Below are 14,588 nucleotides of genomic sequence, written 5' to 3'. Positions count from 1 at the left end.
GGGTTGGTTCATGTCCCGGCTACTTCATCCGAATGCAGCCCATGTGGCCGACACTCTGATTTCACGTGGTCATCACGGGGTGGTGGTGAACAGTCCGGAGGGCACCCACACGGCCGCCGATGCTGCTGCGGCACTGGGCGTCGAGGTGGGCGCGATCGTGAAGTCGATGGTGTTTCTGCTGGGCGACGAGCCGGTGTTGCTACTGGTTTCCGGTGCCCACAACGTTCATCTCGAACACACCGGTGAGCGTCTCGGCGGCACGTTGACGCGCGCACCTCTCGACACGGCCAAGCATGCCACCGGGCAGCCGATCGGGGGGATCGCCCCGGTCGGCCACCCCACCAACCTGGACACGTTCGTCGACCAGGATCTGGCCGGGTACGCCGAGGTGTGGGCGGCCGCCGGTCACACCAACACGATCTTCCGGTCCACGTTCACCGAGTTGGTGCGCATCACGGCAGGTCTGGCGATCGACGTCACCTGACCGTCTGATCAGGATGCGAGCGTCGGGGCGATCGGTGCGCCGAGGACCGCGTCGACGACGTCGATGTCGAGTCGGGTGCCGCGGGATTCCAGCAGCGGCAATACTGCGTTGTTGATCAGAACCGACTGGCGAGCCACATCGCCGAGCACTGTCAACGTCACACCGTCGGCCACATCGGCCGCGGTGACGTCGGAGATCAGACTGGCCAATCCCGCCGGTGTTCCGACATAGCGGATCGAGGACGGGCTGGTCGGTGCGTCCAGTGCGGCGAATTCCCGACGGGCCGTCCGGGCATCGACCGCGATGTGGATCTCGAGGTCGAGAAACACTGCCGTGCTGTCGGCGGGTTCGCCGCGGTCGACTGCCTCGGCCCGTACCCGGGCCCGGTGTTGCTGGGATTCCCGCAGGTCCGAGGCCTGGATTCGGACTACGTCCGTCTCGGGAGCGGCGGTCAGTTCGGTCCAACCTGCAGTGAATTCGACGGCGACGCGGGTGAAGTTGTGCGACATGAGTGGTGGTCCTGATTCTTCAGTCGGTGGTATTCGGTCGGAGCGGAGCCGAACTCGAACACGAACCGGACGCAGTGCGGCACAGATCCACGTATCTGTTGCACCAGTGGCGGTTGCCCGTCCACACGACACTCACGGTCATGACGCCATGCTAACTGTCTGCAGGGGTGCACGGGGATCCAACCCCGGCGGCTCCGTCGGCCAGCTCGGGGAAGGGTCGCGGGTCGGGTACGGGGTTCCACCAGCCGGCGTCCTCCGCGTAGTGCCAGTTCGGTCCCGACTCGACCAGGGCGGCGAGTGCGTCGACGAGTCGGTCCACATCGGCGGACGAGCTGCCGAGTCCGATGCTGGCTCGAACCGCTCCGGCCGCGTGCCCCAGCCTGCTCAGCAGTGGGTGCGCGCAGAACTTTCCGTCGCGCACACCGATGCCGTGTTCGGCGGAGAGGTATGCAGCGACCTTACCGGGGTCGCGTCCGGCGACGGTGAAGGTGACGATGCCGACACTGTCGGGTGCATCGGCCCACACCTCGAGTTGCTCGACACCGTCCAGTGCGGCCAGCCCGTCGCGCAAGCGGGACGACAGATCCCGCTCGTGCGCCTGCAACTCGGCATCGTCGAATCCGGCAATGGCCTCGCAGGCCGCAGCCAAGGCGGCAACGCCGAGCACGTTGGGTGTGCCCGCCTCGTGCCGCTGCGGTGCCGGAGCCCACTCGGTGCGGTCGAGGCCCACGCTGCGTACCGCGCCACCGCCGGCCAGGTGTGGCTCACCGAGGTCCAACCAATCACGTGCGCCCACAAGCACTCCCGCGCCGAACGGGGCGTAGAGCTTGTGTCCCGAGAACGCGAGGTAGTCCACGCCGAGAGCGCCGATGTCGACCCGACGATGCGGAACCAGCTGAGCACCGTCCACCGCGATCCGCGCGCCGTGCCGGTGCGCCAGTGCCGCGAGTTCCGCGATCGGCAGAACTTCACCGGTGACGTTCGATGCGCCCGTGATCGCCAGCAGCGCAGCGGGTTTCGCGGCGAGTTCGGCGTCGAGACGCTCGATGGTCTCGGCCAGGGTCGACGCAGCAACCACCACTCTTCGGTCACGCCACGGAAGCAGGTTCGCGTGGTGCTCGATATCGAGTACTACGGTGTCGCCCGGCACGCATGCGGCCAGCAGGTTCAGCGAGTCGGTGGTGTTCCGCGTGAACACCACCACCGAATCCTTGTGCGCACCAACAAAATCGGCGACGGTCACCCGAGCCTTCTCGTAGGCCGCCGTGGAGACCCGTGAGGCGTAGCCGGCACCGCGATGCACACTCGAGTAGAACGGCAGCAGTTCCGCGATCCGATCGGTCACCGCCGCCAGAGCCGGTGCGCTGGCCGCGTAATCGAAATTGGCGTAGGTGCAGGTGCCGCCCTGCACCAGGGGTACCTGTAGATCCGTGCCCGAAACAGGGGCAAAAGGAGCACAGGGGCGGGAGAGTACGGATGTCATGACAGATCAAGCCCTCACGTTCGAGGGACCCGCAACCGAAGGAGTTCGTGAACGAGTCCGCGCTTGCCGCGCCGGTTTTCCGGCGTCAGCCTGGTCGTCACCCGGAGCACCCCACCGCGGAGGAGGGTTGCCGACCAGCGAGCCGGGGCTTGATGCTGGTACTCGTGACCGTGGGGAAGACACTCGCAAACTCGCTGCGGTTTTGTCAAGCCGGAACTCGCCCGTGGGCAGCAGTAGGATTCCCGCGGTGGGAAGGCGCGCTCGTTCACCTGCTGGCAAACAGAACGTGAGATAACCAACGGCGCTGCTGCTCGCCAGCACCACAGAGTCATGTCGAGAAGAAACGAGAAGGGCGCCCGGTTGTCTGTGCATCAAGAGAACGATCTGCCGGGTTCGAGCGCGGATGTCGCGCCTGCACCGGCGGAGTTTCTTCGCTCGTCTCTCGCCCCTCCCGCCCGGACGCTCATCGACGTTCTCCGTGACACCGCCGATTGTTTTCCCGACGCCCCGGCCATCGACGACGGTGCCGTGTCGGTCAGCTATTCGGAGTTGTTGGACGATATCGCCGAGGGCGCGAAGTGGCTCGCCGATGCCGGCGTCAGGCGCGGCGATCGCGTCGGCATCCGCATGCCGTCGGGTTCCTTCTCCCTCTATGTCGCGATCTTGTCGATCCTTGCGGTCGGTGCCGCGTACGTGCCGGTGGATGCGGACGATCCCGAGGAGCGCGCCGAGTTGGTCTTCGGCGAAGCACAGGTGACGGCCATCGTCACTGCGGGCGGCATCGCCGCAGGTACTGCCCCCAAACAGGACGTTCCTCAGCACGACCTCCCCGAACGCAACGCCGGACTGCCCACCCCGGAGGACGACGCGTGGGTCATCTTCACCTCGGGTTCGACCGGCACTCCCAAGGGCGTTGCGGTCAGTCATCGCAATGCGGCGGCGTTCGTCGACGCCGAGGCCCGCATGTTTCTGCAGAAGGACCCGCTCGGCCCGGGCGATCGAGTGCTGGCCGGACTGTCGGTGGCGTTCGACGCGTCGTGCGAGGAGATGTGGCTCGCGTGGCGGCACGGTGCGTGTCTGGTTCCCGCGCCCAGGTCGTTGGTTCGGTCCGGTTTCGATCTGGGTCCGTGGCTCGTCTCCCGCGACATCAGTGTCGTCTCGACGGTGCCGACGCTGGCGTCGCTGTGGCCCGCGGTGGCGCTGGAAGCGGTGCGGCTGCTCATCTTCGGTGGCGAGGCCTGCCCGCCGGAGCTGGCCGAGCGGCTCGCCGTCGAAGGCCGTGAGGTCTGGAACACGTACGGCCCCACCGAGGCGACGGTCGTCGCGTGCGCGGCGATCATGGACGGCACGGGCCCGGTCCGGATCGGGCTCCCCCTCGACGGGTGGGACCTGGCTGTGGTCGACGGCTCCGGCACCCCGGTGCAGGTCGGCGAAATCGGCGAGTTGGTCATCGGCGGTGTCGGGCTCGCTCGGTATCTCGACCCGGCCAAGGACGCCGAGAAGTACGCCCCCATGCCGTCCCTCGGGTGGGACCGGGCGTATCGCAGCGGCGATCTGGTCAAGCTCGAGCTCGAAGGTCTGCTGTTCCAGGGTCGCGCCGACGATCAGGTCAAGCTCGGCGGTCGACGCATCGAGCTCGGTGAGATAGACAATGCGCTGCAAGCACTTCCGGGCGTCGGCGGTGCGGCGGCCGCCATCCGCAAGACGGCCGCCGGCAACTCGGTGCTCGTCGGATACCTCGCCAGCACCAACCCCGATTTCGACCTCGAAGCCGCTCGCGAATTGCTGGCCGAGCAGTTGCCTGCAGCGCTGGTCCCCCGGCTCGCGCTGGTGGACGAGATGCCCACGCGCACCTCGGGAAAGGTCGACCGCAATGCCCTGCCGTGGCCCCTGCCCGGCATGGCGGGGGCCTCCTCGCTCGGCGGGACGGCGGGGTGGGTGGCGGAGCTGTGGACCAACATCCTCGGCGCCCAGGTTTCCGACGAGAACGCCGATTTCTTCGCCAACGGCGGCGGTTCGCTCTCGGCCGCTCAGTTGGTGACTGCGTTGCGCGAGCGGTTCCCCGAGATCACCGTCGCGCAGCTCTACGACCATCCGCGGCTGGGTTCGCTGGCGCAGTATCTCGACGATCTGAAGCCTGTCGTCGAGGCCGTTCCTCGTGAGGTCGCCCCGACGTCACGCACCGCGCAATGGGCGCAGATCGCGGCAACGGTTCCGTTGACCACCCTCACCGGATTGCAGTGGGTCACCTGGCTCGGGCTGCTGTTCAACGTCATGTCCTGGTTCGGCGACGTGCCCTGGGCTCCGACGCTGTCGTGGTGGTGGGTGCTCGTGGCATTCGTCCTGTTCATCACTCCGGTCGGCCGGATGGCGATCTCGGTGATCGGATCTCGCATCCTGTTGGCCGGGCTGAAACCCGGCGCGTATCGACGCGGCGGGAGCATGCACATAAGACTTTGGGCGGCAACACGATTGACCGATGCCAGCGGTGCGTCGAACCTCTCGGGCGCCCCGTGGATGGTCTACTACGCGCGCGCTCTGGGGGCCAAGATCGGCAAGGGCGTCGACCTGCACACGATGCCGCCGGTCACCGGCATGCTCGAGCTGGGCGACGGCTGTTCCATCGAGCCCGAGGTGGATCTGTCCGGGCATTGGATCGACGGAGATCTCGTCTACATCGGCGGCGTCGAGATCGGTGCCGGTGCCACCGTCGGTGCCCGCTCGACACTCTTGCCCGGCACCAAGGTCGGCAAGAACGCCGTCGTGACGGCAGGCTCCGCCGTCGTCGGACGGGTGAAGGCCGGTCAGATGTGGTCCGGTTCGCCTGCCCAGAAGGTCGGCAAGGCCGATCATCCGTGGCCCGCGGAGACTCCGCCGCGCGCGACGAAGTGGGTGTTCGCGTACGGCGTCGCGTCGTTGTTCCTGTCCGGCATGGCACTGTTCTCGATCGGCGTCAGCCTGGTGCTGATGGGCTGGTGGATTCACACCGCGGACTCCGTGCTCGACGCCTTCGAACGTGGTCTGGTGATGTTGCCCGTCGCGACGTTGGTGTCGTTGGCGGTGTTCGCGGTGATCACCGTCGTTGCGGTGCGGCTGCTCAGCATCGGACTCGTCGGCGGCTACCACCCGGTGCGCAGCCGCATCGGCTGGCAGGTGTGGGCCACCGAACGCCTGATGGACTCCGCGCGCACCTTCCTGTTCCCGCTCTACGCATCTCTGCTGACGCCGCATTGGCTCCGGCTCCTCGGCGCGAAGATCGGCAAGGACGTCGAGGCGTCGACGGTGCTGATGATCCCCAAGTTCACCACCGTCGCCGACGGCGCGTTCCTCGCCGACGACACCATGGTCGCCAGCTACGAACTCGGCGGCGGCTGGATGCATCTGGGCGACGCCAAGGTGGGCAAGCGGGCGTTCCTCGGCAACTCCGGCATGACCGGGCCCGGGCGAACCGTCCCGAAGAACGGCTTGGTCGCTGTTCTGTCCGCGACGCCGGACAAGGCGAAGTCCGGCTCGTCGTGGCTCGGTAGTCCGCCGGTGCGGCTGCGCCGGGCCGCCGGTAGCGCGGACTCGTCGCGCACGTTCGATCCGCCGCGGAAGCTGAAGGTCGCCCGGGCGTTCGTCGAGACCTGTCGACTGCTCCCCGTCGTCGTGACCTTCGGCATCGGGCTCGGAGTGCTGTTCGCGCTCACCGCGCTCGCCGACGCCGTCGGGTACTGGTTGGCGGCACTGCTCAGTGGCGTCGTCCTGCTCGTCGCCGGTTTCGTGGCCGCGGCGGTGTCGGCGTTGGCGAAGTGGTTGTGGGTGGGCCGGATCGGCAAGACCGATCATCCGCTGTGGAGTTCGTTCGTGTGGCGCAACGAGGTGGCAGACACGTTCGTCGAGACCGTTGCCGCACCGTGGTTCGCGCGCGCCGCCGAGGGCACCGCGGTGCTGAACATGTGGTTGCGGTGGCTCGGTGCGGACATCGGCCGTGGCGTCTGGTGTGAGACGTACTGGCTTCCCGAGGCCGATCTGGTGACGTTGGCCGACGGTGCGACGGTCAACCGAGGGTGCGTTGTGCAGACGCACCTGTTCCATGATCGGATCATGTCCATGGACACGGTCGATCTCGGCAGAGGCGCAACACTGGGACCACACTGTGTCGCGCTGCCTGCATCGGGTATAGGTGATGGTGCGACGGTGGGGCCTGCCTCTCTGGTGATGCGCGGCGATACGGTTCCCGCGCATACTCGTTGGCAGGGCAATCCGATCGCGCCGTGGGCCAAGGGTGATCCCTTCCCGCGTATTCGCGACGACCGAAACGAGGGGTGATCTACCGTGCCGGACAGGCTCGTGGCGCCGGTGTTCGACGTCGACTCCAGTGACAATCCGATCGATACGTATCTCCCGCAGAACGGTAACCGCGGCTATCGCGTCTCGCGCTACGAACTCGACCTCGAGTACAAGGTCGAGAGCAACCGTTTGACGGGTAAGGCGAAGATCACCGCGGTCACGACCGCAACGGTGTCGAAGTTCGCGCTCGATCTCGGTCCGGCTATGAACGTGTCGAAGGTGTCGGTCAACGGCTCACGCTCGGTGAAGTTCAGCCACCAGCGCGGCAAGCTGAAGATCACCCCGGCCAAGCCCATCGCGTCGGGCGCGGCACTGGTGGTGACGGTCGCGTACGGCGGAACTCCCAAGCCCATCAACGGTTTGTGGGGTGAGGTCGGCTGGGAGGAGCTCACCGAAGGCTCGCTCGTCGCCAGCCAACCCAACGGCGCTGCGTCGTGGTTCCCGTGCGACGACCATCCGGTGTCCAAGGCCAGCTACGGCATCACCATCACCACCGATTCCCCGTACTACGCGGTGGCCAACGGAACGTTGGTGCGCAAGCAGACTCGCGCCAGCCGCACCACGTGGGTGTACGAGCAGCCCGAGCCGATGGCCAGCTACCTCGCGACCATCCAGATCGGTCCGTACGAGCATCGCATCGTCAGCCCGGGGCCGGTGCCGATGAAGGCCATCACTCCGCCGCGCCTGCGAACGCAGTTCGATCACGACTTCGGTCGACAGCCGCAGATGATGGACACTTTCGTACGGCTCTACGGCCCTTACCCTTTCGCGTCGTACACCGTGGTGGTGACCGACGACGATCTGGAGATTCCGATCGAGGCACAGGGGCTGTCGATCTTCGGAGCCAATCACTGTTCCGGTTCCCGGTACTACGAGCGTCTGGTGGCGCACGAGTTGGCGCACCAGTGGTTCGGCAATTCCCTGACCCTCGGCAAGTGGGCCGACATCTGGCTGCACGAGGGATTCGCCTGCTATTCCGAATGGATCTGGGCCGAGAACTCCGGCGGCGCAACGGCTCACGACAAGGCCAAGCGCGCGCACACCATTCAGCGCGGATTGGCCATGGACATGCAGCTCACCGATCCCGGGCCCGCGCGCATCTTCGACGACCGCGTCTACAAACGCGGCGCACTGGCGCTGCACGCACTACGACGCACCATCGGCGACGAGCGCTTCTTCGGCCTGATCCAGGAATGGACCTCCAAATACCGCTACTCGACGGTGGCGACCGCGGACTTCACCGACCTCGCCTCCCGCTTCGGTTGCCCCCGAACTCTGTGGGACGCATGGTTGATCGACAAGCAGTTGCCGTCGTTGCCGTAGGTCTCGGCGGCAGATCGGCTCCCCAGTTTCGGATATCGGCCTGCAATCGGAGGCATAGATCCAAGTCCGGGGAGCCGATTGTCGGTCAGACCCGCCGACATCAACGCGAAAAGATTGATCGGCGACGCGATGGCGCGGCCGACACTCGCATCGAGTGCCACGACCTGAAACAGCACCCAGAACACGACGACACCCAGCACGGCGAAAATGGGCCAGGGTCCGGAGTAGTTGTATTTCACGCTCGCTCCCGTCGTAGGAGGGATGTGCCCGCTCCACGGTACCCACCGCGTCGGCTGCGTCAGCGATACCCGAGGGACACGGTCAACCCAGCAATCGCGTAGCCGTACATCGCCGTCGTTGCCAATGCTTGAACCCAGAACCCCCGCGGGAACGATGCCGCCCAGCGTCCTTTGCCGTCCAGTCGCAGATCGCAGGGAAAGTCGCTGATGGCCATGGCAGACGACGGCTGCTTCGAGTGCGCAAGCACCACCCCGGTGGTGAACGGCAGTCCCCGAACGAACAGGTGACCGCGCGCCTCCCCGGCCCGATACCGCACCGCAGATTCGGTGACAACTCCTGTGTACCAACGCCGTTGGACGTTCCAGCCGGTGGCGTGCGCGAGGCGAAGGTTGCGGTCGCCGCGCAGCGCCGTGTCCACGGTCTCGACGTCGGCGATCACGCCCCAACGCAGCATCGACACCCATTGGGCAATCCGTCTGCAGCGAAACCCCAGGGCTCCGAGCAGAACGATCGCGAACACATACGGCACCAGCGCGGGATACCTCGACCAGCAGGCCGCCGGCACGATCACTGCGATCAGGAACCAGTATGCCTCGCGCCGGTTCCATACGGCGGCACCCACGAACGCCACCGTCGGAGGCACCCGATGCGGCGGGGCAGTGCGCGAGGACTGCAGCATGATGCCGCTGATCCTAGAGCCGAACGGGTCGGCTCGCAGCGATCCGCCCGGTTCGGGCCGGCGTGCGTCACGGTGCGGGGGTGACCTCCGGAGGAAGCGGCCGTGCCGTGTCGGTCAGCTCTCCTGGCTCGTACACATCGAACGGGGCGTCGACGGACAGAGATCCGGCGCGCTCGAACTCGAAGGTCACGGGAATCGAGGTTCCCGGCGCGAGTTCTCCGTCGGCGAGCTCGAAGGTCACGGTGAACGGCCGGTCGGTTCCGTCGTCTCCACCGTCCAGGTTTTCCACCGGCTGGCCGGCTGCGATGGACGTCTCGGGTTCGATGACGAGCTGGTCCGCGCTGGCATCGATCGTCACCGAAAATACTGCAGGAGAGGATATCTCAAGCAGACGATCCGTCCCTGTCCCGGCAGTGTTCACCGCTGTGAACTCCAGGTTCGCGTTGCCGTATGCTGCGGCGGAACTGTCTGGCGTAGCACCGGTGAGCTCGGCTTGCACGGTGACGCTCTGCAACTCGATGCTGCCGGCCTCCTCATCTGCGCCGGTGTCCTGCGCTATGACCGGGTCGTTCGAGCAGCCTGCCAGAGCGCCGACGGTCACGAGCGCCGCCAGTGCAGTGGTCATCGAACCGGAGCCGACCAGGCGACGCCGACGGGCGGGAGCACGTCCGTTCGTATTCATGCACTGAGGGCTACCCAAGACTTCGTCGGACCAAACAGCAGTGGCACCTGGCCTCGCCGTCGCGCACGACCCTACGGCAAGTGAGCAGACGTCTTCGACCGCACCACCACGCCGCAGATTCCGGCCATCACCGCGCCGAATCCGAAGATGATCGGATACGTGACCACCCCGGGCCAGGTCTCGGTCAGCGCCGACAGCACGGCAGGCACCGCGAAGCCGAGGTACGTGAGCGAATAGAACACCGCGGTGAGGCCGGCGAGGTCGTCGGGGCCCGCAATGCGTTGCACCTCTTGCAGTCCCGAGACCAACGCCATGCCGTAGCCACACCCCAGCACTGCCGCGGCGATCAACGCTGCGGCGATGGTCAACACCGACGCCGCCCACGCCGCGACAGCCATGCCGACCACCAGCAGAGTCAGCGCAACCAGGGCGCCGCGCGCGTTGGCGGGTGTGTCGATTCGACGCCCGACGGCCTGGATCGCGAATCCGGAGCCGAGGGCGATCACCGCCATAGCGGCGGACAGGGCAACGGGATAGCCGCCGCCGGGCTCGTCGGCCAACGCGTCGGCCATCAGCGACGGCAACACCGCATAGGCGACGCTGGCGGCACCGAAGACCCACGGGGCCAACGGCAGCACGACGAAGAGGAACCGTCGATGCGATGCGGACGGAATCTTCAGGTCGTCGAGCAGACGCTTGTTCTTGGATACGGCAGTGGCCGTGCGTGTTTCGGGCACGGAGAGCATGCCGACACCTGCGACGATGCAGATGAGCACGTGCACGCTGTAGGCGAGGTGCGTCGGCCACGGTGCCCACTGCGCAAGCACGCCGGCAACTCCGGCACCGAGGGCGAAGCCCGCCGTCAGCGACATCGCGGCACGACGCGCTCCGGCACCGGGTTTGGCAGTGGCATCACGGCTGGAGAGTTCCTTGACCCAGCTACCGCCCACGGCCATACCGATTCCGAGCGCGATGCCGCTGAGCACACGACCACCGAAGAGCATGTAGGCGTTGTCGGGTCCGAGTGCGATCAGAATGGACCCGGCTGCAGCAATTGCGGGGGCGGGCAACATGATCGGGCGTCGGCCGAGCCGATCCGAGAGCGGCCCGCAGATCAGCATCGCCGGAATGATGCCCAGGACGTAGGCGAACAGGAACGTATCGACCACCACGGCCGAGAAGCCGTGATCGAGCCGGTACATCACCAACAACGGCGTGAACTCGTTACCGCCCCATGCAACGGCGAACATGCCCGACGCCACCAGCAGCCAGCGTCGTGCAGTCAGCTCGATGTCGCGATCGTTCGTGAGTGTTTCACTCATCGTGCTCCCCCTCTGTCCGGTCGTAGGCCGTGCACCCCGAGCATGTGTTGTTCGACGGTCCGCTCGAATCCGTCTGCGTCGCCGGCCTCGATCAGGTCGGTGAGTCGGCGATGGTCGTCGACGATGCGGGAGATCTGGCCCGGATCACGCGTCAACGAGGCTGCGGTCATCCGGCGCTGACGCTCGCGAAGTCCGTCGTAGAACGCGTCGAGCAAGGGGTTGCCCCCTGCTCGAACGACGATGCGGTGAAAGTCTGCGTCGGCGGCGCTGAACTGCGCGGCGGTGCCGTCGACCGCCAGCTTCTCCTGCAACTGCAGGTTCTCGCGCAGCGCGTTCACCACAGATCCCCGGGCAGTGACGTCGCCGACGAATGCGCGAACACTTCCTGCCTCGACGAGGCGACGCGCATCGACGACACTCTCCGCCTCACCCACCGCGATCGGCACCACCAGCGCCCCGCGCTTGGGATAGAGGCGCATCCATCCCTCTACCTGCAGACGCAGAAAAGCCTCGCGTACGGGTGTGCGACTGATCTCGAGCCGGGTCGCGATCTCACCCTCGCTGACGAGCTCACCGCCGGGAAGTTCTCCCGAGACGATGAGCTCTTTGACAGTCGCATACGCCGTATCGGCGGCTGATCTCGTCTCGGACACAACATAGATACTAGATGCACCTCAACTGTGCACCAATTTCGGACCCACAAAAGTCCACTCAACGTGACATTGACTACCGAAAAGGCCACCGAACGTCACATTGACTCCCCAGGGGCAGGGCGGTCAGGGCACCCAGTGCCTCGCGGCGATGTCGTCGATCACCGGATCGCCTTCCTGCGCCGACTCCAGTGCTTCGAGGTCGTCGCGCAGTGCGTTCAGGCGCGGGTCGTCGCCCTCCGCTTGTTCGGCGGCCGTGCCTCCGTCGTCGGCGAGTTGTGCGAGGAGTTTCGCGCGAACGCGATCCTTCAGTGTGTCGCTCATTCGTCGTCACCCTTCTTGAAGACGCGGCGGGCCGTGGGGATGAGCGCGATGAGCACGCCCAGCAGCACGATGATCGAGAAGATTTCCAGCAGCATGTCCAACTCCTACGGTTTCAGGTCGGGGCGATCGCGGTGCCCCACGGGGTGTTGCGCACCACGGTGAAGAAGGTCAGAACAACGAGCAGGACAACCACCGTCGAACGGTCGAATCGCGGGAGCACCAGCGGGCGTCCGGCCCAGCGAGCCCGCAGCCACAGTGCCCACACCGCCACAGCGCCGACGGCAAGGACGACCGCAACGACATTGCTCGACGCGGCCGCCGCGATGTCTCCGCGGGTGAGGTCGCCGAGAGCCCGGGTCGTGCCGCATCCGGGGCACCACAGTCCGGTCAGCGCGTGGAGCGGGCAGGGCAGATATGTCGAAGTTCGTGGGTCGCGGACGTGCAGCAGTACTGCCCCACCGACAGCGGCAGCGGCGACGCCGAGGGGCGCGGCGATGCTGCGTCCTCGGGTCGGTGCCGTCATGCCCCTGAGCCTAGGAGTTTCAGGGCTCGACGACGATAGATGCCGTCATGTCCGGATGCGGGGTGCAGTGGTAGGTGAAGGTGCCCGCGGTGTCGAAGGTGTGCGTGAACTGCCCGGTCTCCATCAGTTGACTGCGAAACGAGTTGTCGTCGGCGACGACGTTGTGGGCCATGCCGCGGTCGGCGAACACCCAGGTGACGGTGTCTCCCACGGAGATCGTCAGCGTTGTCGGCGAGTACATCCGATCGGCGACGGTCACTTGGTTCTCGGCGACCGGTTCGGTGGGTGCGGTCGGGGTGGTTGCGGTGGAGCAGGCAGTCAGGGTCGACGTGATCATCAATGCCGCGAGGAGTCCGAATGCCTTCATGACTCCGACGGTACCCAAAGGGCTCATTCCCTCCGGCCGAGGATGTATTCGGCAGTCAGTGCAATCGATCGTTCCGAATCCTGGCTCAACTGTTGCAGCGCGTGCGCTGCAGCAGGACCGGGGATGCTCGCCAACGCCTGCGTCACTCTCTGTCGCACCACGGAGTCGTCGACGCCGTCCATCAATGCCGCCACGATCGAGTCGGCGGATCCCAGCGCGCCAAGGGCATCGGCGGCGTCCACATCGTTCGTTCCGTCGTGGACCATCTCGATCAGCGTCGGGATGGCGTCGGCGATGCCTCGAGCCGCCAGTTCCAGTGCAGCGACTCGCCTGACCTGCGCATCGTCGTGGACGAGCACCTCACGCAACACCTCGGTGGCATCGGGGTGAGAGATCTCGACGACGGTGTCCACGGCGCGGCGTCGTACATCGGGGTCCGGTGAGTTCAAGCCCTCCCGCAGCGGCCCGATCGCGTCACCACCCGAGTGCGCGAGAGCCCACCGCAGTGCACCGGCCACATTCGGTGCCGGCTCACGCAGCACCGCCTCGGCCAGAGCGTCCGCCGGAACGGGTCGATCGCCGGCGGACGCCAGTGCCGCAGTCTGCCGCTTCCCAGCACTGACCGACCCGAGGTCATTCAGCATCGCCACGGTGCCGAGTACGTCCTCCCAGTCCTGCGGCCGCGGGTCGCCGATTCGACGCAACCGCGTGAGCAACTCGGTATCCCGAGCGATGCGTTCCTCGGCCTGGGCAGCGAGCTCGTCGACCAGTCCCGACGCCGCGAAACTGGGATCGTCGAGCGCGCGACCGACGTCGTGCAGCGACAACCCGAGCGAACGCAGAGACTCGACGTGGAAGAGGCGTCGCACATCCTCCGGGGAGTACTCGCGGTAGCCGGTGCCGCTGCGAGACGTCGGCTGCACCAAACCGAGCCGGTCGTAGTGCCGGAGCATGCGGGCACTGACGCCCGACCGCCGCGCCACCTCACCGATCAGCATCGTTCTATCTCACCCCGCCGAGTCGACTACGCCAAGGGCATCGACACGTTTGGCCTCGAAGACTGCGAACCCGGCATCCGGGTCCAGCAGCAGCGCCTCGGTCGCTCGCGCGTGAACACGAACGGCAACATCCTTGCTCGACGCGGCCTCCCGCAGCATCGGTTCGATCACCGATCCGAGCGCAACGAGCGCACGACTGAGGCTTCGCTGAACGTCGTGCCCACCTCGGCCGAGTCGAGTGGCCAACATCCTCGCCAATGCTGGTTCACTTCCCGGCGGCACCAGGACCACCGCCGCCCGCCATGCACTGCGGGCCACTTCGTCGTCCGGATCAGCAAGCACGGAAGAGGTGATCGCCTGCCACGCCGACGGGTCCTGAATTTTGGACAACGTGTGCAACGCCTGGCTGCGAGCCTGTGCCCCGCCGGATCGCACCTGATCGATCAGACGCGGAACCGTCAGTGACGCGGGCAGTCGGATCAACGCCCACGTCAACATCTCCCGCACCTGAAAATCCGGTTCGACGGAGCACCGCTGCACCAGGGCGTCGAGATGCCGCGGATCCGGTGTCGTACCGATGTCGAGCGCGGCCCGAAGCCGCACCGACGGATTGCTGTGCTGAAGTGCCCCACCTACGAGATTCATCGAGTTCATGACGGTCAGCCAAGACCT

14 protein-coding genes and 1 riboswitch are annotated in these 14,588 nt (G+C 66.4%); of the genes, 3 read left to right on the top strand and 11 right to left on the bottom strand.

Annotation, left to right across the window (positions count from 1 at the left end):
- Positions 1–10: 10 nt before the first annotated feature.
- Positions 11–484 carry a YbaK/EbsC family protein gene (locus CH271_RS02195; RefSeq protein WP_037194994.1) on the top strand — a complete coding sequence of 158 codons (474 nt, stop codon included), beginning with the start codon at positions 11–13 and terminating at the stop codon, positions 482–484.
- Between the two features lie 8 nt (positions 485–492).
- Here CH271_RS02195 and CH271_RS02190 read toward each other — a convergent pair whose 3' ends face one another.
- Both CH271_RS02190 and CH271_RS02185 read right to left on the bottom strand, forming a co-directional pair.
- Positions 493–993, bottom strand: coding sequence for a hypothetical protein (locus CH271_RS02190; protein ID WP_094632471.1), 501 nt, complete (start codon positions 991–993; stop codon positions 493–495).
- A gap of 151 nt (positions 994–1,144) precedes the next feature.
- The gene (locus CH271_RS02185; RefSeq protein WP_094632469.1) at positions 1,145–2,476 is read right to left on the bottom strand and encodes an aminotransferase class V-fold PLP-dependent enzyme; all 1,332 of its coding nucleotides are present in this window, start codon (positions 2,474–2,476) and stop codon (positions 1,145–1,147) included.
- A gap of 54 nt (positions 2,477–2,530) precedes the next feature.
- A riboswitch (SAM riboswitch) is annotated at positions 2,531–2,646 on the bottom strand.
- Positions 2,647–2,806: 160 nt separating this feature from the next.
- Here CH271_RS02185 and CH271_RS02180 point away from each other — a divergent pair.
- Positions 2,807–6,787: a Pls/PosA family non-ribosomal peptide synthetase gene (locus CH271_RS02180; protein ID WP_256986142.1), complete on the top strand. Its 3,981-nt coding sequence runs from the start codon at positions 2,807–2,809 to the stop codon at positions 6,785–6,787.
- Between the two features lie 6 nt (positions 6,788–6,793).
- Positions 6,794–8,131, top strand: a complete 1,338-nt coding sequence (locus CH271_RS02175) for a M1 family metallopeptidase (protein ID WP_094632467.1) — start codon at positions 6,794–6,796, stop codon at positions 8,129–8,131.
- Positions 8,132–8,429: 298 nt separating this feature from the next.
- On the opposite strand, the gene CH271_RS02170 is transcribed toward CH271_RS02175, so the two are convergent.
- The 9 genes from CH271_RS02170 to CH271_RS02130 all read right to left on the bottom strand — a co-directional run bounded on the left by CH271_RS02170 (position 8,430) and on the right by CH271_RS02130 (position 14,570).
- Positions 8,430–9,050, bottom strand: coding sequence for a hypothetical protein (locus CH271_RS02170; RefSeq protein WP_094632465.1), 621 nt, complete (start codon positions 9,048–9,050; stop codon positions 8,430–8,432).
- Between the two features lie 67 nt (positions 9,051–9,117).
- Positions 9,118–9,732 (bottom strand): hypothetical protein, encoded by a 615-nt coding sequence (locus CH271_RS02165; RefSeq protein WP_094632463.1) that lies wholly within the window; start codon positions 9,730–9,732, stop codon positions 9,118–9,120.
- Between the two features lie 71 nt (positions 9,733–9,803).
- Positions 9,804–11,054, bottom strand: a complete 1,251-nt coding sequence (locus tag CH271_RS02160) for an MFS transporter (protein WP_094632461.1) — start codon at positions 11,052–11,054, stop codon at positions 9,804–9,806.
- Positions 11,051–11,707 carry a GntR family transcriptional regulator gene (locus CH271_RS02155; RefSeq protein ID WP_037194985.1) on the bottom strand — a complete coding sequence of 219 codons (657 nt, stop codon included), beginning with the start codon at positions 11,705–11,707 and terminating at the stop codon, positions 11,051–11,053. The genes CH271_RS02160 and CH271_RS02155 overlap by 4 nt, the downstream gene beginning before the upstream one ends.
- A 123-nt stretch (positions 11,708–11,830) precedes the next feature.
- Positions 11,831–12,028 (bottom strand): hypothetical protein, encoded by a 198-nt coding sequence (locus CH271_RS02150; RefSeq protein WP_068053595.1) that lies wholly within the window; start codon positions 12,026–12,028, stop codon positions 11,831–11,833.
- A gap of 112 nt (positions 12,029–12,140) precedes the next feature.
- On the bottom strand, positions 12,141–12,551 hold the full coding sequence (locus CH271_RS02145; protein ID WP_094632459.1) for a DUF2752 domain-containing protein: 411 nt from the start codon (positions 12,549–12,551) through the stop codon (positions 12,141–12,143).
- 19 nt (positions 12,552–12,570) lie between these two features.
- Positions 12,571–12,918: a cupredoxin domain-containing protein gene (locus tag CH271_RS02140; RefSeq protein ID WP_256986141.1), complete on the bottom strand. Its 348-nt coding sequence runs from the start codon at positions 12,916–12,918 to the stop codon at positions 12,571–12,573.
- Between the two features lie 23 nt (positions 12,919–12,941).
- Entirely contained in the window at positions 12,942–13,916 is a 975-nt protein-coding gene (locus CH271_RS02135; RefSeq protein WP_094632457.1) for a HEAT repeat domain-containing protein, read from the bottom strand.
- Between the two features lie 9 nt (positions 13,917–13,925).
- Complete coding sequence (locus CH271_RS02130) at positions 13,926–14,570, bottom strand: HEAT repeat domain-containing protein (protein WP_094632455.1); 645 nt, start codon at positions 14,568–14,570, stop codon at positions 13,926–13,928.
- Positions 14,571–14,588: the final 18 nt, after the last annotated feature.

Origin of the sequence: Rhodococcus sp. 05-340-2 (assembly GCF_002258915.1) — a bacterium.
Taxonomy (GTDB): domain Bacteria; phylum Actinomycetota; class Actinomycetes; order Mycobacteriales; family Mycobacteriaceae; genus Rhodococcoides.
This window is presented reverse-complemented; position numbering and strand designations above follow the sequence as displayed.